Annotated in this window: 30 protein-coding genes; all 30 read right to left on the reverse strand. The window is 44.3% G+C overall.

From position 1 onward, the window contains the following. Window positions 1-8: 8 nt before the first annotated feature. Window positions 9-1,313, reverse strand: coding sequence for a preprotein translocase subunit SecY (gene secY, locus GON05_RS38455; protein ID WP_157326746.1), 1,305 nt, complete (start codon window positions 1,311-1,313; stop codon window positions 9-11). Then, window positions 1,313-1,753 (reverse strand): 50S ribosomal protein L15, encoded by a 441-nt coding sequence (rplO, locus tag GON05_RS38460; RefSeq protein ID WP_127457532.1) that lies wholly within the window; start codon window positions 1,751-1,753, stop codon window positions 1,313-1,315. The genes secY and rplO overlap by 1 nt, the downstream gene beginning before the upstream one ends. A gap of 36 nt (window positions 1,754-1,789) precedes the next feature. Beyond that, window positions 1,790-1,978 carry a 50S ribosomal protein L30 gene (rpmD, locus tag GON05_RS38465; protein ID WP_079417994.1) on the reverse strand — a complete coding sequence of 63 codons (189 nt, stop codon included), beginning with the start codon at window positions 1,976-1,978 and terminating at the stop codon, window positions 1,790-1,792. Between the two features lie 11 nt (window positions 1,979-1,989). Next, window positions 1,990-2,487 carry a 30S ribosomal protein S5 gene (rpsE, locus tag GON05_RS38470; RefSeq protein WP_029196451.1) on the reverse strand — a complete coding sequence of 166 codons (498 nt, stop codon included), beginning with the start codon at window positions 2,485-2,487 and terminating at the stop codon, window positions 1,990-1,992. Window positions 2,488-2,515: 28 nt separating this feature from the next. Further along, entirely contained in the window at window positions 2,516-2,884 is a 369-nt protein-coding gene (gene rplR / locus GON05_RS38475; protein WP_157326747.1) for a 50S ribosomal protein L18, read from the reverse strand. Window positions 2,885-2,984: 100 nt separating this feature from the next. Then, the gene (rplF, locus tag GON05_RS38480; RefSeq protein ID WP_157326748.1) at window positions 2,985-3,527 is read right to left on the reverse strand and encodes a 50S ribosomal protein L6; all 543 of its coding nucleotides are present in this window, start codon (window positions 3,525-3,527) and stop codon (window positions 2,985-2,987) included. 29 nt (window positions 3,528-3,556) lie between these two features. Continuing rightward, the gene (rpsH, locus tag GON05_RS38485) at window positions 3,557-3,955 is read right to left on the reverse strand and encodes a 30S ribosomal protein S8 (RefSeq protein ID WP_029196454.1); all 399 of its coding nucleotides are present in this window, start codon (window positions 3,953-3,955) and stop codon (window positions 3,557-3,559) included. A 32-nt stretch (window positions 3,956-3,987) separates the two neighbouring features. After that, on the reverse strand, window positions 3,988-4,173 hold the full coding sequence (locus tag GON05_RS38490; protein WP_029196455.1) for a type Z 30S ribosomal protein S14: 186 nt from the start codon (window positions 4,171-4,173) through the stop codon (window positions 3,988-3,990). A gap of 36 nt (window positions 4,174-4,209) precedes the next feature. Then, window positions 4,210-4,752 carry a 50S ribosomal protein L5 gene (rplE, locus tag GON05_RS38495; RefSeq protein ID WP_157326749.1) on the reverse strand — a complete coding sequence of 181 codons (543 nt, stop codon included), beginning with the start codon at window positions 4,750-4,752 and terminating at the stop codon, window positions 4,210-4,212. A 33-nt stretch (window positions 4,753-4,785) separates the two neighbouring features. Beyond that, a complete protein-coding gene (gene rplX, locus GON05_RS38500) occupies window positions 4,786-5,139 on the reverse strand; it encodes a 50S ribosomal protein L24 (RefSeq protein WP_209856245.1) in 354 nt (117 codons plus the stop codon). Between the two features lie 51 nt (window positions 5,140-5,190). Beyond that, complete coding sequence (gene rplN, locus GON05_RS38505; RefSeq protein ID WP_028557485.1) at window positions 5,191-5,559, reverse strand: 50S ribosomal protein L14; 369 nt, start codon at window positions 5,557-5,559, stop codon at window positions 5,191-5,193. Between the two features lie 35 nt (window positions 5,560-5,594). Further along, window positions 5,595-5,858, reverse strand: a complete 264-nt coding sequence (gene rpsQ / locus GON05_RS38510; RefSeq protein WP_157326750.1) for a 30S ribosomal protein S17 — start codon at window positions 5,856-5,858, stop codon at window positions 5,595-5,597. A gap of 27 nt (window positions 5,859-5,885) precedes the next feature. Then, window positions 5,886-6,083: a 50S ribosomal protein L29 gene (rpmC, locus tag GON05_RS38515; protein ID WP_028557487.1), complete on the reverse strand. Its 198-nt coding sequence runs from the start codon at window positions 6,081-6,083 to the stop codon at window positions 5,886-5,888. Continuing rightward, complete coding sequence (rplP, locus tag GON05_RS38520) at window positions 6,073-6,507, reverse strand: 50S ribosomal protein L16 (RefSeq protein WP_157326751.1); 435 nt, start codon at window positions 6,505-6,507, stop codon at window positions 6,073-6,075. The genes rpmC and rplP overlap by 11 nt, the downstream gene beginning before the upstream one ends. Window positions 6,508-6,510: 3 nt before the next feature. Further along, entirely contained in the window at window positions 6,511-7,173 is a 663-nt protein-coding gene (rpsC, locus tag GON05_RS38525; protein WP_167067701.1) for a 30S ribosomal protein S3, read from the reverse strand. Window positions 7,174-7,186: 13 nt separating this feature from the next. After that, on the reverse strand, window positions 7,187-7,519 hold the full coding sequence (rplV, locus tag GON05_RS38530; RefSeq protein ID WP_028557490.1) for a 50S ribosomal protein L22: 333 nt from the start codon (window positions 7,517-7,519) through the stop codon (window positions 7,187-7,189). Between the two features lie 31 nt (window positions 7,520-7,550). After that, window positions 7,551-7,829: a 30S ribosomal protein S19 gene (gene rpsS / locus GON05_RS38535; RefSeq protein ID WP_029196461.1), complete on the reverse strand. Its 279-nt coding sequence runs from the start codon at window positions 7,827-7,829 to the stop codon at window positions 7,551-7,553. Window positions 7,830-7,877: 48 nt separating this feature from the next. Continuing rightward, window positions 7,878-8,708 (reverse strand): 50S ribosomal protein L2, encoded by an 831-nt coding sequence (gene rplB / locus GON05_RS38540; protein WP_181646411.1) that lies wholly within the window; start codon window positions 8,706-8,708, stop codon window positions 7,878-7,880. A gap of 30 nt (window positions 8,709-8,738) precedes the next feature. Then, complete coding sequence (gene rplW, locus GON05_RS38545; RefSeq protein ID WP_127457540.1) at window positions 8,739-9,029, reverse strand: 50S ribosomal protein L23; 291 nt, start codon at window positions 9,027-9,029, stop codon at window positions 8,739-8,741. Next, the gene (gene rplD / locus GON05_RS38550) at window positions 9,026-9,652 is read right to left on the reverse strand and encodes a 50S ribosomal protein L4 (RefSeq protein ID WP_127457541.1); all 627 of its coding nucleotides are present in this window, start codon (window positions 9,650-9,652) and stop codon (window positions 9,026-9,028) included. Before rplD ends, rplW begins: the two co-directional genes overlap by 4 nt. A 16-nt stretch (window positions 9,653-9,668) precedes the next feature. Further along, on the reverse strand, window positions 9,669-10,292 hold the full coding sequence (rplC, locus tag GON05_RS38555) for a 50S ribosomal protein L3 (protein WP_029196463.1): 624 nt from the start codon (window positions 10,290-10,292) through the stop codon (window positions 9,669-9,671). Between the two features lie 45 nt (window positions 10,293-10,337). Further along, the gene (rpsJ, locus tag GON05_RS38560; RefSeq protein ID WP_028557496.1) at window positions 10,338-10,646 is read right to left on the reverse strand and encodes a 30S ribosomal protein S10; all 309 of its coding nucleotides are present in this window, start codon (window positions 10,644-10,646) and stop codon (window positions 10,338-10,340) included. 239 nt (window positions 10,647-10,885) lie between these two features. Next, window positions 10,886-12,076, reverse strand: coding sequence for an elongation factor Tu (tuf, locus tag GON05_RS38565; protein WP_145669490.1), 1,191 nt, complete (start codon window positions 12,074-12,076; stop codon window positions 10,886-10,888). Between the two features lie 39 nt (window positions 12,077-12,115). Further along, a complete protein-coding gene (gene fusA / locus GON05_RS38570) occupies window positions 12,116-14,191 on the reverse strand; it encodes an elongation factor G (protein WP_157326752.1) in 2,076 nt (691 codons plus the stop codon). 39 nt (window positions 14,192-14,230) lie between these two features. Next, complete coding sequence (rpsG, locus tag GON05_RS38575) at window positions 14,231-14,701, reverse strand: 30S ribosomal protein S7 (protein ID WP_127457544.1); 471 nt, start codon at window positions 14,699-14,701, stop codon at window positions 14,231-14,233. Between the two features lie 44 nt (window positions 14,702-14,745). Then, window positions 14,746-15,165: a 30S ribosomal protein S12 gene (gene rpsL / locus GON05_RS38580; protein WP_028557500.1), complete on the reverse strand. Its 420-nt coding sequence runs from the start codon at window positions 15,163-15,165 to the stop codon at window positions 14,746-14,748. A 162-nt stretch (window positions 15,166-15,327) separates the two neighbouring features. Further along, window positions 15,328-15,579: a ribosomal L7Ae/L30e/S12e/Gadd45 family protein gene (locus tag GON05_RS38585; RefSeq protein WP_145669483.1), complete on the reverse strand. Its 252-nt coding sequence runs from the start codon at window positions 15,577-15,579 to the stop codon at window positions 15,328-15,330. A 174-nt stretch (window positions 15,580-15,753) separates the two neighbouring features. Further along, window positions 15,754-19,374, reverse strand: coding sequence for a DNA-directed RNA polymerase subunit beta' (gene rpoC, locus GON05_RS38590; protein ID WP_157326753.1), 3,621 nt, complete (start codon window positions 19,372-19,374; stop codon window positions 15,754-15,756). 69 nt (window positions 19,375-19,443) lie between these two features. Further along, a complete protein-coding gene (gene rpoB, locus GON05_RS38595) occupies window positions 19,444-22,983 on the reverse strand; it encodes a DNA-directed RNA polymerase subunit beta (protein ID WP_157326754.1) in 3,540 nt (1,179 codons plus the stop codon). A 379-nt stretch (window positions 22,984-23,362) separates the two neighbouring features. Then, window positions 23,363-23,959, reverse strand: coding sequence for a class I SAM-dependent methyltransferase (locus GON05_RS38600; protein ID WP_181646412.1), 597 nt, complete (start codon window positions 23,957-23,959; stop codon window positions 23,363-23,365). Window positions 23,960-24,002 lie beyond the last annotated feature (43 nt).

The raw sequence follows: 24,002 nt of genomic DNA on the forward strand, positions 1-24,002 counted from the left end.
CCTATTTGCTATTTATTGATAAACCCTTTGTAATGCCGTTTAATCAATTGGCTCTCGATTTGTTTCATCGTTTCAAGACCAACGCCTACTACGATAAGTAAAGAAGTACCACCAATCCGAACCGAACTTGGCAAACCTGCAAGACCTCCAAAAAGCATAGGGAGAATCGAGATTGCTGAGAGAAACAGAGCTCCAGAAAGAGTAATTCTAGTCATTACACGAGTCAGATAAACAGAAGTTGTTTTACCAGGTCTGATCCCCGGTATGTAGCCGCCATTTTTCTTCATCTGATCAGCCATTTGAACTGGATTAATTTGTACGAAAGTGTAGAAGTATGTGAAACCGATAATCAACAGTACATACAGAACAATCGCTAACGGAGCAGTCTGGTTAATACTCAAGTTGTTAATAATCCATTCTGCAACAACATTACCTCTCCAGTAACTTGCAATGGTTGGAGGGAACATTAATAACGAAAGTGCGAAGATAACTGGGATTACACCAGCAGCATTCACTTTAAGTGGAATGTGCGTAGTTTGACCACCATACATTTTACGACCAACTACACGCTTAGCATATTGTACAGGAATCTTACGAACCCCTTGTTGTACAAAGATGACACCAGCAATAATCAGCACAACAACGATAGCAATAATGATCAGTTTTACGATATTCAGGAACAAAGCTCCTTCGGTCGCAAACAGTGACTTGTAGATTTGCTGTATGCTTGTAGGAATCGCCGCGACGATACCTGCAAAGATGATAATGGAAATACCGTTGCCAATCCCAAATTCAGTGATTTGCTCCCCGAGCCACATCAAGAAAGCTGTACCAGCAGTCAGTACGATAGCAATCAATGCAAAAGTTGCGAAACCTGGATCAATAACGAGCCCGCTATATAAGCGGTTGAACCCGATTGAAAGACCGAATGCTTGCACAATACCTAGGATGATTGTACCGTAGCGAGTAACTTGCGTCATCTTCTTTCTTCCAACATCGCCTTCTTTCGCCCATTGCGCAAAGCGCGGGACTACATCCATGGACAAAAGCTGAACGATGATAGAAGCTGTGATGTAAGGCATAATTCCCATCGCGAAGATGGAGAATTGGAAGAGCGCACCGCCGGAAAACGTGTTAAGCAAACCAAAGACATCGCTCTGATTCGCTTGGTCTTGAAGTTTAAGAACATCTGTATTTATGTTAGGTACCGGAATGAAAGCACCTAAACGGTAGACGATTAACAAGATGAGTGTAAATACAATCCTTCTACGCAAATCCTCTACCTTGAAGATGTTGGCTATGGTACTGAACATTAAATCACCTCGGTTTGACCGCCGGCAGCTTGGATTTTCTCAATCGCTGATTGAGAGAACTTATTCGCTTTAACGGTTAATTTTACTGTGATTTCACCGTTTCCTAAAATCTTGATGCCGTCTTTAGGAGCTTTAACAATACCAGACTCCATCAAAACTTCTGGAGTAACTTCGGTACCAGCTGCGAAATTGTTCAAATCTTCAAGGTTCACGATTGCGTACTCCGTACGGAAACGGTTCGTGAAACCACGTTTAGGTAAACGACGGTATAATGGATTTTGTCCACCCTCGAATCCAGGACGAACGCCACCACCGGAACGTGCGTTTTGACCTTTGTGTCCGCGAGTTGATGTTTTACCCATACCACTACTTGTTCCACGTCCAACACGTTTGCGAGTTTGACGAGCCCCTGTAGCAGAACTTAGTTCATGTAACTTCATCGTTGTACACCTCCTCTAGATCTTAATATCGTGCAATTATGCTTCGATTTCTTTAACTTCTACCAAATGGCTCACTTGATTAACCATACCTCTGATTGCTGCGTTGTCTTGGTGAAGAACAGTTTGGTGCAGCTTGCGCAGACCAAGAGTTTTCACAGTAACACGTTGCGTTTCAGGGCGGCCAATCAGGCTGCGTTTTAGGGTAATTTGTAGTTGTTTCGCCATGTTTACCCCTCCTAACCTAGTAACTCTTGAACAGTTTTACCACGAAGCTTTGCAACTTCTTCCGCTTTTTTCAAACGGCTTAAGCCTTCAAGCGTTGCGTTAACCATGTTCATAGAGTTCGATGAACCCAGGGATTTTGTCAAAATATCGCCGATACCAGCTAGTTCAAGTACTGCACGAACTGGTCCGCCTGCGATAACTCCTGTACCTTGGGAAGCTGGTTTAAGCAGAACGCGTCCTGCTCCAAACTTACCAGTTACAAGGTGAGGAATAGAAGTGCCTACGATTGGAACATGAATCAAGTTCTTTTTCGCATCTTCAATTCCTTTGCGGATTGCATCAGGAACTTCGGAAGCTTTACCGATTCCTGCGCCAACCCAGCCATTGCCATCGCCAACGACAACAAGTGCGCTGAAGCTGAAACGACGTCCGCCTTTTACTACTTTAGCTACGCGATTAATATTAACAACTTTTTCTGTTAGCTCTAAAGTATTAGGATCTACACGCAAGTCTTTTACCTCCTTATATATCTATTTCCTAGAATTCTAGTCCAGCTTCACGAGCTGCATCAGCCAATGCTTGCACACGTCCATGATAAAGGTATCCACCGCGGTCAAAAACCACTTGGTTTACACCTTTTTCTTTCGCACGTGCTGCGATCAATGCGCCAACTTTACGAGCAGCTTCTACGTTACCACCGTTACCGATATCACTTTTCAGATCTTTATCTTGAGTGGATGCTGCAGCAATTGTAACACCAGTAGTGTCATCAATCAGTTGTGCATACATGTGTTTGGAAGAACGGAAAATGTTCAAACGTGGGCGAGCAGTAGTACCTTCAATTTTCTTACGAACGCGAAGGTGTCTTTTCAAACGTGCTTTGTTTTTATCGCCTTTAGTAATCATCTATACTTACACTCCTTTCATCACTTATGATGCGAGGCTTATGCTTAGATAGCAAGCTTTCTCACGAAAGCTCTTAGCTATTACCCGCGATCTAACGATCTTATTTCTTCTTACCAGCTTTACCTTCTTTACGAAGAATACGCTCGCCTTCATACTTGATACCTTTACCTTTATACGGCTCAGGCTCACGTACTGCACGAACTTTAGCTGCCATAGCACCAACGCGTTCTTTATCAATTCCGCGAACGATAATTTTAGTGTTCGAAGGAACTTCGAACTCAATACCGCCCTCTGGAGTGATTTCAACTGGGTGAGAATACCCTACGTTAAGAACCAGTTTGTCACCGCTTTTGTTAGCACGGTAACCTACGCCTACTAGATCCAAAGATTTCGCGAAGCCTTCCGTTACACCACTTACCATGTTGGCAACAACACTACGTGTTGTACCATGCAAAGCACGGTGGAGCTTATTGTCGGAAGGGCGCTCAACGGAAATCTCGTTTTCTAGAACACTTACTTTCATATCTTTATGAAGTTCACGGGACAAAGAACCTTTAGGGCCTTTAACCGTGATTTGAGTATTCTCTAGTGTTACATTTACACCACTTGGAATGGTGATTGGTTTGCGACCAATACGAGACATGTTTGCACCTCCATTCAATTACAATTGTATTACCAAACGTAGCAGATAACCTCTCCGCCAGCTTTGGATTGACGAGCATCTTTATCCGTCATAACTCCTTTAGATGTGGAGATGATGGCAATCCCTAATCCGCCCAATACACGAGGGATTTCTTGTGATTTTGTGTAAACGCGTAGTCCTGGTTTGGAGATTCTCTTCAAACCGGAGATAACACGCTCATTGTTTGAACCGTATTTCAGGAACAAACGAATGATACCTTGTTTGCTATCTTCAACGTACTCAGCATCACGGATAAATCCTTCTTTTTTAAGGATTTCAGCGATTTCCCTTTTCACTTTAGATGCAGGGATTTCAACTGTTTCATGACGTACGATATTCGCATTACGAATGCGAGTTAGCATATCTGCAATTGGATCTGACATGACCATTTGTGTAAACCTCCTTCCCGAAAATAGGGTGATTACCAGCTTGCTTTTTTCACGCCTGGAATCTGACCTTTGTGTGCTAATTCGCGGAAACAAATCCGACAAATTTTGAACTTGCGAAGCACTGAATGCGGACGTCCGCAGCGCTCACAACGTGTGTATGCTTGCACTTTAAACTTCGGGGTACGTTGTTGTTTGACTTTCATCGAAGTTTTTGCCACTTAATATAACACCTCCTGATAGGTACGACCTGGAACCTATTTAACGAAAGGCGCTCCGAGTTGTGTTAAAAGCTCGCGAGCTTCCTCGTCGGACTTAGCCGTTGTTACGATAACGATATCCATACCACGAACTTTATCAACCTTATCATACTCAATTTCAGGGAAAATGAGTTGTTCTTTCAAACCAAGCGTGTAGTTCCCACGGCCATCAAAAGCCTTGTTGGAAATACCGCGGAAGTCACGTACACGTGGAAGTGATACGTTGAAAAGTTTATCCAAGAAATGATACATGCGCTCGCCGCGAAGTGTAACCTTCACACCGATTGGCATGTTCTCACGAAGTTTGAAACCCGCGATTGCTTTTTTGGATTTAGTTACAACTGGTTTTTGACCAGCGATTTTTTGAAGATCTTCTACTGCAGTATCAAGCACTTTGGAATTCGATACAGCCTCACCAACACCCATGTTGATAACGATTTTCTCGATTTTAGGAACTTGCATAACTGTTGAGTAGTTAAACTTTTGAATTAACGCTGGAGTAATTTCGTTCAAATAACGATCTTTCATTCTTACTGCCATGACTCAATTGCCTCCTTTCCATGCTTGTTTGTATTAGTCGATAACTTCGCCGGATTTTTTCGCGATACGAACTTTCGTTCCGTTATCCAATACTTTGTATCCTACGCGAGTAGGTTTGCCGCTCTTAGGATCAATCAGCATCACGTTAGAAACGTGGATCGCAGCTTCTTGATTCAAGATACCGCCTTGTGGGTTTTGTTGGGATGGTTTCGCATGTTTCTTAACCATGTTTACACCTTCAACCAATACACGGTTTTGACGAGGATAAGCAGCGATTACACGGCCCTTCTTACCTTTGTCTTTACCAGTGATTACAAAAACCGTATCGTCTTTTTTCACGTGCAGTTTATTGTTATGAGATTCTAATCTCTTTTTAGTTCTTGGCATTAGCTTCTACACCTCCTGAGGTTTCCCGTAAGGAAAACAGACTAACTGTTCTTAGATAACTTCTGGAGCCAAGGATACGATCTTCATGAAGTCTCTGTCACGAAGTTCGCGTGCAACTGGTCCAAAGATACGTGTACCACGTGGACTTTTATCTTCTTTCACGATAACAGCCGCATTCTCATCAAATGAGATATATGATCCGTCTTTACGGCGAGCACCGCTCTTCGTACGAACGATAACTGCTTTAACAACGTCACCTTTTTTGACAACGCCACCAGGTGTTGCTTCTTTTACTGAACATACGATCAAATCACCAATGTGACCAACGCGACGACCAGTACCACCCAAAACACGGATACACATCAATTGCTTAGCACCGGAGTTGTCAGCGACAGCCAAACGAGTAAATGGTTGAATCATCGTATTCCCTCCTTTCGGGGTTCATATCTAGATTATTAGATAACAACTGCAACTTCAAGAACTTCAACAAGTCTCCAAGATTTATCTTTGGACAATGGTCTAGTTTCGGAAATTTTCACAGTGTCACCGATTTTAGCTTGATTGTTTTCATCATGAGCTTTGAATTTCTTCGTATATTTGATTCTCTTGTGGTAGAGATCATGTTTTTTGTAAGTTTCAACAGCAACAACAATGGTTTTATCCATTTTATCGCTGACAACTTTACCGATCAGAACTTTACGATCGTTACGTTCAGCCATCTAAGGAAGCCTCCCTTCTAGATTTGGTTACCCAATACCCAATTCTCTTTCACGCAAAATAGTCTTGGCACGAGCGATCTCTTTACGCAAATCACGAATTTGAGTCGGATTGTCCAATTGACCAGTAGCTAGTTGAAAACGGAGGTTAAAGAGTTCTTCTTTAAAACCATTAACTTTTTGCTCGATTTCAGCAGTGGTTAAGTTCCGGAATTCACTACCCTTCATTTGCTTCACCGCCTACTTCTTCTCTTTTCACGAACTTCGTTTTGATTGGAAGCTTGTGAGCAGCAAGACGCATCGCTTCGCGAGCGACCTCTTCACTAACACCAGCAAGTTCAAACAAAATTTTGCCCGGTTTTACTACGGAAACCCATTTCTCCACGTTACCTTTACCGCTACCCATACGAACTTCAAGCGGTTTTTGTGTAACTGGTTTAGCTGGGAAAATTTTAATCCAAACTTTACCGCCACGTTTGATATAACGTGTCATGGCAATACGAGCTGCTTCGATTTGACGGTTGGTTACCCAAGCCGGTTCAACTGCTTGCAGACCATATTCGCCAAAAGCTACTTCCGTTCCGCCTTTAGCGCGACCTTTCATGCTACCGCGGTGTTCTTTACGGTGTTTTACACGTTTAGGTACTAACATGATTTAATTTCCTCCTTCCGGCTGAGCCTTTTTCTTAGCTGTCGGAAGCACTTCTCCACGATAGATCCATACTTTTACACCAATACGTCCGTAAGTAGTGTGCGCTTCTGCAGTACCGTAGTCGATATCAGCACGAAGCGTATGAAGTGGAACAGTTCCTTCGCTATATCCTTCCGTACGAGCGATCTCAGCGCCGCCAAGACGTCCGCTAGTTGCTACTTTGATACCTTTTGCTCCGGATCTCATTGTTCTTTGCATAGCTTGTTTCATTGCACGACGGAAAGAAACACGACGTTCCAATTGAAGTGCAACTGCTTCAGCTACTAGGATAGCATCAAGGTCAGGGCTTTTGATTTCAGAAATGTTGATGTGAACTTTTTTATTGGACAAGCCAGCGATGTAGTTGCGAATAACTTCAACTTCAGCTCCGCCTTTACCAATAACCATTCCTGGTTTTGCAGTATGAATCGTTACGTTCACACGGTTAGCCGCGCGCTCGATGTCGATATGGGAAACTGCAGAATCTTTAAGTTTATTTTTTAAGTATTCGCGGATTTTGACGTCTTCAAGCAACAGAGTTCCGAAATCTTTCTCTGCAAACCATTTGGACTCCCAATCACGAATAATACCAATTCTTAGGCCTACCGGGTTGACTTTCTGACCCACACGTTATCCCTCCTTATTTCTCAGATACCACGATTGTAATGTGGCTGGTACGTTTTTTGATCGCGCTAGCGCGGCCCATTGCACGTTGTTGGAACCTTTTCATTGTTGGTCCTTGGTTAACAAACGTCTCAGAAACCACTAGCTTATTAGGATCTAATGAGTAGTTATGCTCTGCATTGGCAATTGCGGAGTTTAGAAGTTTCTCCAGGATTGGAGAAGCTGCTTTAGGCGTATGACGCAGAATCGCGATCGCTTCACCTACCGCTTTTCCCCGAATCAAGTCAACAACTAGCTTTGCTTTACGAGGAGCAATCCGAGCGTGGTTCAATATTGCTTTAGCTTGCATGGTAGTACCTCCTCTCGGTTAAAAATTGAAATTAACGTTTACCGGTTTTCTTATCGTCATCGTGACCTTTGTAAGTACGTGTTGGAGCAAATTCACCAAGCTTATGTCCAACCATATCTTCTGTTACGTATACAGGCACGTGTTTTCTTCCATCGTACACTCCGAAAGTGTGACCAACGAATTGCGGGTAAATCGTAGAACGACGGGACCACGTTTTGATAACCAACTTTTTGCTGGATGTGTTCAAGTCTTCTACTTTTTTCAGTAAGTATCCATCGATAAATGGACCTTTCTTTAAGCTGCGACCCATGGGTGTTCCTCCCTTCCTTGAACCTCAAGAAAATTCATATATCCTAGATTACTTCGTACGACGACGTACAATGTATTTATCGGATGCTTTACCTTTTTTACGAGTTTTGTAACCAAGCGTCGGTTTACCCCATGGAGACATAGGTGATTTACGTCCGATTGGTGCGCGTCCTTCACCACCACCGTGTGGGTGATCATTCGGGTTCATTACAACCCCACGAACTTGAGGACGATTGCCTTTCCAACGATTACGTCCTGCTTTACCGATTTTCACGAGTTCGTGATCTTCGTTACCAACAGAACCTACAGTTGCGCGGCAAACTTTAAGAACTTTACGAACTTCACCAGAGGATAGGCGAATTGTTACATAAGTTTCTTCTTTACCAAGAAGTTGAGCTTCCGTACCAGCAGCGCGCACTAGTTGTGCACCTTTACCAGGTTTCAACTCGATGTTGTGGATAACTGTACCTACTGGAATGTTTTCCAAAGGAAGAGTGTTACCGATTTTGATATCGGATTGTGGTCCGGATACGATACGATCGTCCACTTTAAGACCTTTAGGAGCGATGATGTATCTTTTCTCACCATCAGCATAGTGGATCAATGCGATGTTTGCGGAACGGTTAGGATCGTACTCAATTGTAGCAACGCGTCCTGGTATTCCATCTTTAGTACGTTTGAAATCGATAATACGGTATTTACGTTTGTGTCCGCCGCCATGGTGACGAACTGTAATTTTACCTTGGTTATTACGACCAGCATGCTTGAACAAAGGAGCAAGCAATGATTTCTCCGGTGTTGATGTTGTGATTTCTTCAAAAGTAGAAACCGACATCGCACGACGAGCTGGTGAGGTTGGTTTATATTTTTTAATTGGCACTCTGATTTCCTCCTTACTTTAAGAAATGGTTTATACCGATTCAAAGAATTCCAATTCTTTGCTTTCTGCGCTTAGGGACACGATAGCTTTCTTCCAGATGGAAGTGTAACCAGAGTGACGACCATAACGTTTTGGCTTAGCTGGCATTCTAAGTGTGTTTACATTTGTAACCTTCACTTTGAAGATTGCTTCGATGGCTTGTTTAATTTCTGTTTTGTTAGCGCGAAGATCCACTTCGAAAACATACTTTTTGTTAGCCATTAGGTCGCTTGTACGCTCAGTGATGATCGGGCGCTTGATAATGTCGCGTGGATTTTTCATTGTGCAAGCACCTCCTCAACTTTCTGTACAGCTTCTTGCGTAATGATCAATTTGTCATACAACATGACATCACGAACATTTACGCCATTAGCAGCAACGAATTTCACACCTGGGATGTTACGAGCAGACAAAGCAACGTTGGAGTCGTTATCTACGCCTACAACCAATACTTTGCGATCAACTTTCAGGTTGTTCAAGATTGCTACAAATTCTTTCGTCTTAGGAGCATTCAATTGAAGTTGATCCAATACGATCAAGTTGTTATCAAGAACTTTCGAGGACAAAGCGGATTTGATCGCTAAACGACGAACTTTTCTTGGCAATTTGAAACCATAGCTACGAGGAGTTGGTCCGAATACGGTACCGCCGCCTTTCCACTGTGGAGCGCGGATACTACCTTGACGAGCACGGCCTGTTCCTTTTTGTTTCCAAGGTTTACGACCACCGCCGCGAACTTCCGAACGACCTTTTGTTTTGTGAGTTCCTTGACGCACAGCTGCTTGTTGCAAAAGAACAGCTTCGTGAATCGCGTGAACGTGAGGCTCAATTCCGAAAACAACGTCAGACAGTTCAACTTCTCCTACCTGAGCACCTGTTACATTATATAAAGCTACTTTTGGCATCTGTCTTCCTCCTTTCTTACTTTTTAACAGCAGACTTCACGCTAACGTAGCTGTTTTTAGGACCCGGAATGGAACCCTTAACTAGCAATACATTACGTTCAGCATCTACTTTGATGATTTGAAGATTTTGTAAAGTTACAGTCTCGTTACCCATGTGTCCTGGCAACTTTTTACCTTTTGGAACGCGGTTCGCTTGAATGGAACCCATCGAACCTGGTCCGCGGTGGTAACGGGAGCCGTGAGCCATAGGGCCTGTTGACTGGTTATGTCTTTTGATATTACCTTGGAAACCTTTACCTTTGGAAGTACCCGTTACATCAACGAATTCGCCCTCTGTGAACAGATCTGCTTTCAATTCCTGGCCAACTTCATAGTCACCCAATTGAATGCCGCGAATTTCTTTAACGTAGCGCTTAGGCGTTGCCCCTGCTTTTTTCGCATGGCCAAGCTCTGGTTTAATGATACGGCTAGCTTTTACATCATCAAAACCGATTTGGATTGACTCATAACCGTCGTTATCCACATCTTTCTTTTGAAGAACCACACATGGTCCCGCTTGAATGACAGTTACCGGAACTACGTTACCCTCCGGAGTAAACAACTGAGTCATCCCTAGTTTTTTTCCTAAGATACCTTTCATCGTTGACACCTCTTTTCCTTCCTAAACGTTCATTCTATAGTTGTTTTACAGTTTGATCTCAATGTCTACGCCAGACGGTAAGTCCAAACGCATTAGAGCATCAACTGTTTGTGGTGTTGGATTCACAATATCGATTAGACGCTTATGCGTACGCATTTCGAATTGCTCACGCGAATCCTTGTACTTGTGCACCGCACGAAGAATCGTGATGATTTGCTTCTCTGTCGGAAGCGGAATCGGACCGGATACACCTGCACCGGAACGCTTGGCAGTTTCCACGATTTTCTCAGCTGATTGATCAATGATTCTGTGATCATAAGCTTTCAAACGGATACGAATTTTTTGCTTTGCCATATAAGTCCCTCCTTCTATCGCCCAATTTAGTATCGGACATACTCCGCGAAAATTCTCCAACAACCTTTCCCATGGCAAAGGGTCCGGGTGTGTCGGCAACCTTTCGCATCATCGCAACGTCACAGACCAACGTTTAATATTATATAAAATTTAAAAACTAAATGCAAGTAAAACTTTAGGCATTCGCATAAAAAAACACTCATCGCCTAAACGATGAGTGTTTCTTCTATATAAAGGGATTACTTTTGAATTGTAGCAACCGCGCCCGCACCAACAGTACGTCCGCCTTCACGAATCGCGAAACGAGTTCCTTCTTCGATAGCGATTGGGTTGATCAGTTCAACTGTAACTGTGATGTTATCACCTGGCATAACCATTTCAGTACCTTCTGGAAGGTTGATGATACCTGTTACGTCAGTTGTACGGAAGTAGAACTGTGGACGGTAACCAGTGAAGAAAGGCTTGTGACGGCCACCCTCTTCTTTAGTTAGTACGTAGATTTGAGCTGTGAAGTTCGTGTGTGGTTTAACAGAACCTGGTTTAGCAAGTACTTGTCCACGCTCGATATCTTTACGGTCAACACCACGAAGAAGGGCACCGATGTTGTCACCAGCTTGAGCGGAGTCAAGCAATTTACGGAACATCTCTACGCCTGTTACTACGCATTTGCGAGTTTCTTCAGCGATACCAACGATTTCAACTTCTTCTTGAACTTTAACAGTTCCACGCTCAACACGGCCAGTAGCAACTGTTCCACGACCAGTGATGGAGAATACATCCTCAACAGGCATAAGGAACGGTTTGTCAGTTTGACGCTCAGGAGTTGGGATGTAAGTGTCAACTTGTTCAAACAACTCAACAATTTTATCAGCCCATGCGCCATCTGGGTTTTGAAGAGCTTCACGAGCAGCACCGCGGATGATTGGAGTATCATCGCCTGGGAACTCGTATTCGTTAAGAAGGTCGCGAACTTCCATCTCAACCAATTCAAGCAACTCTTCGTCTTCAACCATGTCACATTTGTTAAGGAATACTACGATGTAAGGTACGCCTACTTGACGGGAAAGAAGGATGTGCTCACGAGTTTGCGGCATAGGGCCGTCAGCTGCGGATACAACCAAGATCGCTCCGTCCATTTGAGCAGCACCAGTGATCATGTTTTTAACATAGTCAGCATGTCCTGGGCAGTCAACGTGTGCGTAGTGACGGTTAGGAGTTTCGTACTCAACGTGAGCTGTGGAAATTGTGATACCGCGCTCGCGCTCTTCTGGTGCTTTATCGATTTGGTCGAAAGCTACTGCAGCTCCACCGTATCTTTTGGACAATACAGTTGTGATAGCAGCTGTCAAAGTTGTTTTACCATGGTCAACGTGACCGATAGTACCGATGTTAACATGCGGTTTATTACGTTCAAATTTAGCCTTTGCCATTTTAAACGATTCCTCCTTAGAGTAACTATTAGTTTTATATTAAGCGCCTTTGCCTTTTGCAATAATTTCTTCTGCAATGGACTTAGGTACTTCTTCATAATGTGAAAGTTCCATGGAGTAAACACCACGGCCTTGTGTTCTCGAACGAAGTGTTGTGGAATATCCAAACATTTCGGAAAGAGGTACCTTAGCACGGATGATTTGAGCGCCATGACGGTTATCCATACCTTCAATACGTCCACGACGTGAGTTAAGGTCACCCATAACATCGCCCATGTACTCTTCTGGCACAGTAACTTCAACCTTCATGATTGGTTCAAGAAGAACCGGTTTACATTTTTCTTTCGCAGCTTTAAGTGCCATGGAACCCGCAATTTTGAACGCCATTTCATTGGAGTCAACATCATGGTAAGATCCATCAACAACTGTAGCTTTGATGTCCACAAGCGGGAATCCTGCGATTACACCGTTTTTCATGGACTCTTCGATACCAGCTTGAATAGGTGCGATGTATTCTCTTGGAATAGATCCGCCCACTACTTTGCTTTCGAAAATGAAACCTGCACCCGCTTCTTGAGGTTCGAACTCAACCCAACAATGTCCGTATTGACCACGACCACCGGATTGACGAACGAATTTACCTTCAACTTTAGCCGCAGCGCGGAATGTTTCACGATAAGCAACTTGTGGTTTACCTACGTTGGTTTCTACTTTGAACTCGCGAAGCATACGGTCAACGAGGATCTCAAGGTGAAGCTCACCCATACCTGCGATGATCGTTTGTCCTGTTTCTTCGTCTGTGGAAGCACGGAAAGTCGGATCTTCTTCAGCAAGCTTTTGCAATGCGATACCCATTTTATCTTGGTCGGCTTTCGTCTTCGGTTCAACAGCAAGTTGGATAACCGGTTCAGGGAAGACCATTTTCTCAAGAATAACTGGGTTTTTCTCATCACATAGTGTATCACCAGTCGTTGTATCTTTCAATCCAACGGCCGCGGCGATGTCACCAGCGTATACAATGCTGATCTCTTGACGGCTGTTCGCATGCATTTGCAGGATACGACCAACGCGCTCACGTTTGCCTTTAGTCGCGTTAACGACATAGGAACCGGAGTTCAAGGTACCAGAGTACACACGGAAGAATGTAAGACGACCAACGAAAGGATCTGTCATGATTTTGAAAGCAAGCGCTGAGAACGGTTGATCGTCAGCAGACTTACGAGTCACTTCAGTACCATCGTCAAGTACACCTTTAATGTCAGGTACATCAAGTGGGGATGGCAGGTAGTTAATAACTGCATCCAACATCAATTGAACACCCTTGTTTCTGTAAGAAGACCCTACGATAACTGGGAAGATTTTCACTTCACAGACACCTTTGCGTAGAGCTGCTTTGATCTCGTCGATTGTTAGTTCTTCACCTTCGAGATATTTCATTGTAAGCTCTTCATCAAGCTCAGCAACTTTCTCGATTAGTTCCAAACGAAGTTCTGCAACTTGATCTTTGAACTCAGCAGGAATTTCAACTTTCTCGATATCCTTGCCAAGATCGTCTTTGTACATATACGCCACTTCTTCAACCAAATCGATGATACCTTTGAAATCACTTTCAGCACCGATTGGAAGTTGAATAGCAACAGCATTTGCACCAAGTTTTTGACGCATGGAATCAACTACTTGCAGGAAGTCTGCACCGATGATATCCATTTTGTTTACGTAAGCAATACGAGGAACGTTGTATTTATCAGCTTGTCTCCAAACTGTTTCCGATTGAGGCTCAACGCCCTCTTTCGCACTAAATACACCAACTGCTCCATCTAACACACGAAGGGAACGCTCTACCTCAACGGTAAAGTCAACGTGCCCCGGGGTATCGATAATATTGATGCGGTGACCTTCCCATTGCGCAGTTGTAGCGGCGGAAGTAATCGTGATTCCACGTTCTTGTTCTTGCTCCATCCAGTCCATCGTAGCAGCACCTTCGTGCACCTCTCCGATTTTGTGAACTTTACCAGTGTAGTACAGAATGCGCTCTGTAGTAGTAGTCTTACCAGCATCAATATGAGCCATGATCCCGATATTACGCGTGTTTGCTAAGGAGAACTCTCTAGCCATAGGTCGTTATGTCTCCTTTCTATAATCTGTTTTATTATTCTACCAACGATAGTGAGCGAACGCTTTGTTAGCTTCAGCCATCTTGTGTGTATCTTCACGTTTCTTAACGGAAGAACCTGTGCTATTGCTAGCATCGATAATTTCATAAGCCAATCTTTCTTCCATCGTCTTCTCACCGCGAAGACGGGAATAGTTGACCAACCAACGCAAACCAAGTGTCGTACGACGCTCTGGCTTAACTTCGATCGGCACTTGATAGTTCGCTCCACCTACACGGCGAGCTTTAACTTCAAGAACTGGCATGATGTTTTTGATAGCAGCTTCGAACACTTCCATCGGCTCTTTACCTGTACGATCTTTCACGAGGTTAAAAGCGTTATATAGAATGGACTGTGCTACCCCTCTTTTTCCATCGATCATAATACGATTGATAAGACGAGTAACAAGTTTGCTATTATAAATCGGATCTGGCAATACGTCTCTGCGAGTAACTGGACCTTTACGAGGCATAGTTATCCCCCTTTCTTATAAGAATCATCCCTGATTATTATTTCTTATTTTTTAACTTTCGGACGTTTAGTACCGTATTTGGAACGGGATTGCTTACGGTTGTTAACACCGGAAGTATCCAGCGCGCCACGCACGATGTGATAACGTACCCCTGGAAGATCTTTAATTCTACCTCCACGGATCAATACAACGCTGTGCTCTTGCAGGTTGTGACCGATACCTGGAATGTATGCTGTCACCTCTACACGGTTCGTTAAACGAACACGAGCATATTTACGAAGTGCGGAGTTAGGCTTCTTAGGAGTCATAGTACCTACACGCGTGCAGACACCACGTTTTTGAGGTGCACTCAAATCCGTTGCTTCTCTTTTCAAAGCGTTAAAACCTTTTTGCAAAGCTGGTGATTTAGACTTATCCACCTTCGCTTGACGACCTTTACGTACTAGTTGGTTAATTGTTGGCATATCGCCACCTCCTCCCTACATTCATAACATGATAAATTTCTTGCAAGCCCACAGATCCAGGCGAGTCATAAATGAGCAAAGAGAAAGTCTTTGCCAAGGGCAGCAGCAAAAAGTTACGAAAACTTATGTACGCCATCCCACTAACAAAAACGTCTTGAGCGTTTATTCATTTACAACAGCTGCTACCGCAGCTCCAACTTCAATTCCACATGCTTTACCTAGCATCTTCATAGAATCTACGTAGGTTATTGGCACACCCTTTTGATTACAGAGAGCTACCAGCTTTATCGTCAATCGCGGATCTGCATCTTTAGAAACAAAAACTTCAACAGCCCTGTCTTGCTCGACCGTCTTAGTGACTTTCTTCGTCCCTACACTTATATTCTTCGCCTGTTTGACTTTATCATAAGACATAAGGCACCCCCTCCAGAGAAAGGAAAGAATATCAACTTAGGCACACTACGATATATTAGCATTTTGGTGTTCCAGTGTCAAGGAAGAACTTCTTATCTTTTGGCATAATCATAGATTCGCAAGAAAAACCAAGAGGGACGGCGCATGTGGCCATCCCTCTTAGATAAATAGTCGTTATTCAACGGCTACTGTTTCTTTTTCGAGATCCTCATCTTGCACGAGCACTTCGTTAGGATCCGTAATACGGATGTTCCGGTAACGAGGCATACCCGTTCCTGCAGGAATGAGTTTACCGATAATAACGTTCTCTTTCAGACCAAGCAATTGGTCGACCTTACCTTTGATTGCTGCATCCGTCAAGACACGTGTTGTCTCTTGGAAGGAAGCCGCAGACAGGAAGGAATCAGTCTCTAGAGACGCCTTAGTGATACCGAGCAAGATAGGTCTAGCCACGGCTGGCTCATTGCCGGCGAACAAAGCTACTTTGTTGGCTGCTTCATATTCATGAATGTCTACGAAGGAACCTGGAAGCAGAGTTGTGTCTCCAGCGTCAACGATACGGATTTTACGCAACATTTGACGAACCATAACTTCAATATGCTTATCGTTAATTTCTACCCCTTGGTTACGGTAAACACGTTGAACCTCTTGCAGAATGTAGTTCTGCACGCCGCGGATACCTTTGATGCGAAGCATTTCTTTCGGATCGATAGATCCGTCTGTCAGCTCGTCTCCGGCCTCAACTTGTTGATTCAGAGATACACGTACGCGGGAACCGTAAGGAACTGCATATACCTTGGATTCCGCTTCACCTTGGACTTCAATTTCACGACGATCTTTAGCTTCGCGTATTTCTTTGACGACACCGTCGATCTCGGAAATGATCGCTTGACCTTTCGGATTCCGAGCTTCGAAAAGCTCTTGAATACGCGGCAAACCTTGCGTAATATCGTCTCCGGCAACACCACCGGTATGGAACGTACGCATTGTCAATTGTGTTCCTGGCTCACCGATGGATTGAGCGGCAATAATACCTACAGCCTCACCGATCTCAACGAATTGGCCAGTCGCCAAGTTACGTCCATAACATTTCTTACAAACGCCGTGGTTCGTACGGCAGCTAAGAACGGAACGAATTTGAAGTCTTTCAATGCCGGCATCGATAATCGCATCCGCAATTTCGGACTCGATCAATTCATTGCGTTGAACGATAACTTCGCCTGTTTGTGGATGACGAACAGTTTCAAATGCATAGCGCCCTTCAATACGGTCATAGAGATCCTCAATAACCTCTTTACCGTCTTGGATTTTGCTAACCATGAAACCTTTATCCGTACCGCAATCATCCTCACGAACGATAACGTCCTGTGCTACGTCAACGAGACGACGAGTCAAGTATCCGGAGTCAGCTGTACGAAGCGCTGTATCGGCAAGACCTTTACGCGCACCGTGCGTGGAGATAAAGTACTCTAAGATTGTCAGACCTTCACGGAAGTTGGATTTAATCGGCAACTCCATAATTTTACCGGATGGATTCGCCATCAAACCACGCATACCGCCAAGCTGTGTAATCTGAGATTTGTTACCCCGCGCTTTGGACTCAACCATCATCGAGATGGAGTTATATTTATCAAGGGATTTCATCAGAATATCTGTGATTTCATCCTTCGCTTTACTCCAGATCGCGATAACACGGTCATAACGCTCTTCATCCGTAATCAAACCGCGGCGGTATTGATTCGTTACTACGCGTACTTTCTCTTCGCACTCTTTAAGAATTCCTTCTTTTTCAGTCGGAACAACAACGTCAGAGACAGCTACGGTAATACCCGCTTTAGTGGAATACGTAAATCCAAGCTCTTTAATTTTATCAAGGATCATCGATGTTTGCGTCGTGTGGTATTTACGGAAGCACTCAGCAATAATGGAGCCAAGGTATTCCTTACCAACCGCTTTATTCTCAGGACGCTCAAGCATGATGGCTCTTAGATCAGCACCTTTATCGAACACAAAGTGAGAATCCGGAATACCATTCAGCAAGTTCGTTTTGGTAGGCTCATTGATGAACGGGAAATCACTTGGATAGATTTCGTTCATAATGATTTTACCGATAGTCGTAATCAACATCGCATTTTGTTGTTTTTCAGTAAAGCTAACTTTGTTCAACGCTTTGGCCGGAATTGCAACACGTGCATGCAATGCCATTTTACCCGATTGGTAGGACGAGATTGCTTCATGTACAGTTCTAATGATAGAACCAGCACCTTTAGCAAACTTGTTATCCGTTGTTAAGTAGAAGCTTCCAAGAACCATATCCTGTGAAGGCGTAACAACCGGTTTACCGTCTTTCGGGTTCAAAATGTTACCTGACGCCAGCATCAGCAAACGAGCTTCAGCTTGAGCTTCAGATGATAAAGGTACGTGGACCGCCATTTGGTCACCGTCGAAGTCAGCGTTATACGCTGTACATACGAGCGGATGCAGCTTGATGGCACGACCTTCAACGAGAATCGGCTCGAACGCCTGAATCCCGAGTCTATGCAATGTGGGGGCACGGTTCAGAAGAACCGGGTGCTCCTTAATGACTTCTTCTAGAACATCCCAAACATCTGGACTTACGCGCTCGACTTTACGTTTCGCACTCTTAATGTTGTGGGCCAAACCTTTATTCACAAGCTCTTTCATTACGAAAGGCTTGAACAATTCAAGCGCCATTTCCTTCGGAAGACCACATTGGTACATCTTCAGGTTAGGACCTACTACGATAACGGAACGACCGGAATAGTCAACACGTTTACCGAGCAAGTTTTGACGGAAACGTCCTTGTTTACCTTTCAGCATGTGACTGAGGGATTTCAACGGACGGTTACCAGGACCTGTTACCGGACGGCCGCGACGACCGTTGTCGATAAGAGCATCTACCGCTTCTTGCAGCATGCGCTTCTCATTTTGAACGATGATGTCCGGTGCCCCTAGGTCGAGCAATCTTTTGAGACGGTTATTACGGTTGATAACTCGGCGATAGAGATCATTCAAGTCGGATGTCGCGAAGCGTCCTCCGTCAAGCTGTACCATCGGACGAAGCTCCGGCGGGATGACAGGAAGTACATCTAGAATCATCCAACCTGGAAGGTTCTTCGAGTTACGGAAAGCTTCCATAACTTCCAAGCGCTTGATCGCACGATTACGGCGTTGACCTTGCGCTGTTTTCAATTCTTCTTTGAGTGTATCTACTTCACGTTCGATGTCGATATCGATCAGAAGCTTTTTAACAGCTTCAGCACCCATACCAGCTTGGAACGCGTAGCCATACTTCTCACGGTAGCTGCGATACTCTTTTTCGGAAAGCAGCTGCTTTTTCTCCAAAGGTGTATCCCCAGGATCAGTTACCACATAGGAAGCGAAGTAGATGATTTCCTCCAAGGATCTTGGAGACATATCCAACGCAAGACCCATGCGGCTCGGGATACCTTTGAAGTACCAGATATGGGATACAGGAGCAGCAAGCTCGATGTGTCCCATGCGCTCGCGGCGCACTTTTTGGCGGGTTACTTCAACACCACAACGGTCACAAACGACGCCCTTGTAACGGACGCGTTTGTATTTACCGCAGTGACATTCCCAATCTTTGGTTGGCCCGAAGATCTTTTCACAGAAAAGACCTTCTTTCTCAGGCTTTAAAGTTCTGTAGTTAATGGTTTCCGGCTTCTTTACTTCCCCACGGGACCAAGAGCGAATTTTATCGGGTGATGCCAAACCGATTTTCATAAACTCGAAGTTGTTAACGTCCATCAAGGAGCAACCCTCCTTTAAGAATTTAAACCCACTATGCAGTGAATCGATCTCGATCTATTGTGGCGTTCTTTATTCGTTGACTCCTAATTCAGAGCCCTCTAAATTTAGGTTTAATTTATCGCTAGTGACTTCATCGTCATCATCGGCTTCTCGCATTTCGATCTCTTCTTCGTCGCCGGAAAGGATTTTGACATCCATACCCAAGCTTTGAAGCTCTTTGATCAAAACTTTGAATGATTCCGGAACACCCGGTTCTGGAACGTTCTCGCCTTTGACAATGGACTCGTATGTTTTCACACGGCCTACGACGTCATCGGACTTCACAGTAAGAATTTCTTGCAGTGTATAGGCAGCACCGTATGCTTCAAGCGCCCATACCTCCATCTCCCCGAAACGTTGTCCACCAAACTGCGCTTTACCACCCAGCGGCTGCTGAGTAACAAGGGAGTAAGGTCCTGTGGAACGGGCATGGATTTTATCATCAACCATGTGTGCCAATTTGATCATGTACATGACGCCAACCGTAACTTCGCGTTCGAACGATTCCCCTGTACGACCATCGTACAGAATCGTTTTACCGCTACGTTGCATGCCGGCTTCTTCCATTGCATCAAATACGTCATACTCACGCGCTCCGTCAAATACAGGCGTAGCTGCGTGGATACCAAGGTACTTGGAAGCCATACCCAAGTGAACTTCAAGCACTTGACCGATGTTCATCCGAGAAGGAACCCCTAGTGGATTCAGTACAACTTCAACCGGCGTACCATCCGGAAGGAAAGGCATATCTTCTTCAGGGAGAATACGTGCTACTACCCCTTTGTTACCATGACGTCCCGCCATTTTGTCGCCTTCGGAAATTTTCCGTTTTTGCGCAATGTAGACACGTACGAGTTGGTTAACTCCTGGAGGCAGCTCATCGCCATTCTCACGAGTAAATACTTTCACATCAACAACGATACCATCTGTACCATGCGGTACGCGAAGGGATGTATCACGAACTTCACGAGCTTTCTCTCCGAAGATCGCATGCAGCAATCTTTCTTCTGCAGTAAGTTCAGTCACACCCTTAGGTGTTACTTTACCAACCAGGATATCGCCTGCGCCGATCTCGGCACCGACACGGATAATTCCGCGCTCGTCAAGATTCTTGAGTGCGTCTTCCCCAACGTTCGGGATATCGCGAGTAATCTCTTCAGGTCCAAGCTTCGTATCACGTGCTTCTGACTCATATTCCTCAATGTGAATGGATGTGTAGACATCTTCTTTCACAAGCTTTTGGCTTAACAAGATCGCATCCTCGTAGTTGTAACCTTCCCAAGTCATGAAGGCAACGACAACGTTACGACCCAAAGCCAATTCGCCTTGCTCAGTCGATGGTCCATCAGCAAGAATATCTCCAGCTTTAATCAATTGACCCTTCTTCACGATCGGGCGTTGATTAATGCACGTACCTTGGTTGGAACGCATGAATTTGTGAAGCTTATATTTGACGATGTTGCCGCTGACCAATTTGTCGTCTACCATTTCCTGGCGGCGCAGCCAAATTTCATTTGCAGCAGCTTTCTCAATAATTCCATCAAATTTGGAGACAATACATACTCCCGAGTCCTTAGCGACTTTGTGCTCCATCCCTGTACCTACAAGAGGTGCTTTTGGAATCAAAAGCGGTACCGCTTGACGCTGCATGTTGGAACCCATCAACGCGCGGTTGGAGTCATCGTTTTCAAGGAACGGAATTAACGCAGTCGCAACGGATACAACTTGCTTCGGAGAAACGTCCATATAGTCGACACGTTCAACCGGCAGCGTTAAGTTATCATCCTTGTAACGTACGATAATCGCGGAATCAACAAATTTGTTTTCTTCCGTCAACTGCGCGTTCGCTTGCGCGATAACGTAGTTATCTTCTTCATCCGCAGTCAGGTAAGCGATTTGGTCAGTAACAGTTCCCGTCTTCGGATCTACCCAACGGTACGGAGCTTCAATGAAGCCATACTCATTAATGCGGGCAAATGTAGACAAGGAGTTGATCAAACCAATGTTCGGTCCCTCTGGAGTCTCAATTGGACACATACGGCCATAGTGAGAGTGATGCACGTCACGAACTTCCATCCCTGCGCGCTCTCTCGTCAAACCGCCCGGTCCGAGTGCAGATAGACGTCTTTTGTGCGTCAGCTCAGCAAGCGGGTTCGTTTGGTCCATAAATTGAGAAAGCTGAGAACTACCGAAGAACTCTTTAATCGACGCAATAACTGGTCGAATGTTGATTAATGCTTGTGGCGTAATAACATTCGCATCTTGAATGGACATACGTTCACGAACAACACGTTCCATACGGGATAAACCGATACGGAATTGGTTCTGCAGCAATTCACCAACGGAACGAAGTCTACGGTTACCTAAGTGGTCAATATCATCCGTATTCCCGATGCCATGCAGCAAGTTGATGAAATAGTTAATGGATGAAATGATATCGGCAGGCGTGATGTTTTTAACTTGTTTGTCGATAACCCCGTTAGAGATTACTTTAACAACCTTGCCTTCTTCTGTAGGTGAGTACACATTAATGCACTGAACAGGGATTGTATCCGCACCAGTTACACCTTTTGGAATGGAGAACTCTTTGTAGCCTGCTCCTTTTTCGATAAAAGGAAGGATTTCGTCTAATACACGACGATCCAGCAATTGTCCTGCTTCAGCGATGATTTCTCCCGTTTCGGAATCTACCAAAGTTTCAGCCAGACGTTGATTGAACAATCTATTTTTGATGTGTAATTTCTTGTTGATTTTGTAACGACCTACGTTAGCCAAATCATAACGCTTCGGATCAAAGAAACGAGCAACGATTAAGCTTCTTGCATTATCAAGCGTAGGCGGCTCACCCGGACGAAGACGCTCATAGATTTCGATTAACGCTTTTTCCGTAGAATCCGTGTTATCTTTATCGAGCGTATTACGGATATATTCATTGTCACCGAGCAAATCCAAAATCTCTGCATCTGTGCCAAATCCTAAAGAACGAAGCAATACCGTAACTGGAATTTTGCGCGTGCGATCGATACGAACATAGATAATGTCCTTCGCATCCGTCTCAAGCTCCAACCAAGCCCCACGGTTCGGAATAACCGTTGCCGTGTAAGTTTTTTTGCCGTTTTTATCCACTTTCGTGCTATAATAAACACTGGGGGAACGAACGAGCTGGGAGACGATTACACGCTCCGCACCGTTAATAATGAACGTTCCCGTATCGGTCATAATAGGGAAATCCCCCATGAACACTTCCTGTTCCTTGACCTCGCCGGTTTCCTTATTAATCAAACGGACTTTGACTCTTAACGGCGCCGCATAGGTTACGTCGCGTTCTTTGGATTCATCAACCGAATACTTAGGATCGCCTAAGCTATAGTCAATAAACTCCAGTACTAGGTTACCTGTGAAATCTTGAATCGGAGAGATATCCTGAAACATCTCACGTAATCCCTCTTCCAAAAACCACTCATACGATTTTTGCTGGATTTCAATCAGGTTTGGAATGCCCAGCACCTCATTAATTCGTGCATAAGTCCTGCGTTTACGTCGTCCAAATTGAACAAGATGTCCCGCCAACTTTCATTCACCCCTCAACTCTACTCAATAAATAAAAAGAAGAAGAAAAACTTCTACCGACGTACACTCAGGACGCCTCCGTTATTGGAGCCCGTCCGAATTAAGCGACTGTATGGATGAAGATTTTTCCCTGTAATCAATAAGACTTTCCAAATATTTCTTCCCATCCTGTTAGAATTTCCTAAAATTCAAACATTATACGTTACAAGTTCAAATTTTATTCATCCTGGAGGAAAAAAAGACTTGACATTTTTGTTAACTAAAGACATGTGTCCCATCTTAATACTGACATTTTTTAATAATACCACATATGAAATATCAAGTCAAACTAATTTCCACGATTGTCAGATAAGACTTCCACTTACAAATTACTGGAGCCTTACTTTGTGGCCTTGAGTATTTTGTACCCTTTGTCCTTGGATACTTCAACAACTTCGCTGTAGATAGACTCAAGTTTCTTCATCGCTGAAGGCGCGCCTTGTTTTTTCTGAATGACAACCCATATTGCTCCACCGTCAACCAAACAATCATAGGCATCTGTAAAAATACGATGCACAACTTCCTTGCCGGCGCGAATCGGAGGATTGGTGAGGACAACGTCATAACGCTGCTCTTTCACCTGCTCCAGAAGATCGCTCTGTAGAATCGACACATTAGTAATTCCATTGCGACGCGCATTTTCAGTACTTAGCTCAATAGCCCGCTCATTAATGTCGACCATTGTCACATGACCCTTCGGGCACATCGCCGCTGCTGATAAACCAATCGGACCATAACCGCAACCGACATCAAGCACCTTGGCATCCTCTTTCAACTGCATCGTTTCAATCAAGTGCTTACTTCCATAATCCACACCTTTTTTCGAAAAGACGCCAGCATCCGTCAGGAATGTGTACTTTCTGCCACGCAGTTCCTCTTGCGCTACATTGACATCATGCTTAACTGTAGGACGCTGCGTATAATAATGCTCTGACACGTTAAGATTCCCTCCTCATTTTTACCAATAGGAAAATCATATA

The sequence above is a fragment of the Paenibacillus anseongensis genome, assembly GCF_009757995.1.
GTDB lineage: Bacteria > Bacillota > Bacilli > Paenibacillales > NBRC-103111 > Paenibacillus_E > Paenibacillus_E chondroitinus.

Coding starts and splice junctions, on each gene's coding strand:
- rplP (WP_157326751.1), bottom strand. CDS start 6,507: ATGTTAGTACCTAAACGTGTAAAACACCGTAAAGAACACCGCGGTAGC.
- rplX (WP_209856245.1), bottom strand. CDS start 5,139: ATGCCAAGAACTAAAAAGAGATTAGAATCTCATAACAATAAACTGCAC.
- tuf (WP_145669490.1), bottom strand. CDS start 12,076: ATGGCAAAGGCTAAATTTGAACGTAATAAACCGCATGTTAACATCGGT.
- rpmC (WP_028557487.1), bottom strand. CDS start 6,083: ATGAAGGGTAGTGAATTCCGGAACTTAACCACTGCTGAAATCGAGCAA.
- GON05_RS38585 (WP_145669483.1), bottom strand. CDS start 15,579: ATGTCTTATGATAAAGTCAAACAGGCGAAGAATATAAGTGTAGGGACG.
- rpsH (WP_029196454.1), bottom strand. CDS start 3,955: ATGGTCATGTCAGATCCAATTGCAGATATGCTAACTCGCATTCGTAAT.
- rpsS (WP_029196461.1), bottom strand. CDS start 7,829: ATGGGTCGCAGCTTAAAGAAAGGTCCATTTATCGATGGATACTTACTG.
- rpmD (WP_079417994.1), bottom strand. CDS start 1,978: ATGGCGAAACAACTACAAATTACCCTAAAACGCAGCCTGATTGGCCGC.
- rplC (WP_029196463.1), bottom strand. CDS start 10,292: ATGAAAGGTATCTTAGGAAAAAAACTAGGGATGACTCAGTTGTTTACT.
- rpsQ (WP_157326750.1), bottom strand. CDS start 5,858: ATGGCTGAACGTAACGATCGTAAAGTTCTGATCGGTAAAGTTGTCAGC.
- rplF (WP_157326748.1), bottom strand. CDS start 3,527: ATGTCTCGTATTGGTCGCAAACCAATCACCATTCCAAGTGGTGTAAAT.
- rplW (WP_127457540.1), bottom strand. CDS start 9,029: ATGAAAAATCCACGCGACATTATCAAGCGCCCGATCATCACTGAGCGT.
- rplR (WP_157326747.1), bottom strand. CDS start 2,884: ATGATTACTAAAGGCGATAAAAACAAAGCACGTTTGAAAAGACACCTT.
- rplO (WP_127457532.1), bottom strand. CDS start 1,753: ATGAAGTTACATGAACTAAGTTCTGCTACAGGGGCTCGTCAAACTCGC.
- rpsJ (WP_028557496.1), bottom strand. CDS start 10,646: ATGGCAAAGCAAAAAATTCGTATCCGTTTGAAAGCTTATGATCACAGA.
- rplE (WP_157326749.1), bottom strand. CDS start 4,752: ATGGCAGTAAGAATGAAAGATCGTTATTTGAACGAAATTACTCCAGCG.
- secY (WP_157326746.1), bottom strand. CDS start 1,313: ATGTTCAGTACCATAGCCAACATCTTCAAGGTAGAGGATTTGCGTAGA.
- rpsG (WP_127457544.1), bottom strand. CDS start 14,701: ATGCCTCGTAAAGGTCCAGTTACTCGCAGAGACGTATTGCCAGATCCG.
- fusA (WP_157326752.1), bottom strand. CDS start 14,191: ATGGCTAGAGAGTTCTCCTTAGCAAACACGCGTAATATCGGGATCATG.
- rplN (WP_028557485.1), bottom strand. CDS start 5,559: ATGATTCAACCATTTACTCGTTTGGCTGTCGCTGACAACTCCGGTGCT.
- rpsL (WP_028557500.1), bottom strand. CDS start 15,165: ATGCCAACAATTAACCAACTAGTACGTAAAGGTCGTCAAGCGAAGGTG.
- rplD (WP_127457541.1), bottom strand. CDS start 9,652: ATGCCAAAAGTAGCTTTATATAATGTAACAGGTGCTCAGGTAGGAGAA.
- rplV (WP_028557490.1), bottom strand. CDS start 7,519: ATGCAAGCTAAAGCAATATTGAACCACGCTCGGATTGCTCCTCGTAAA.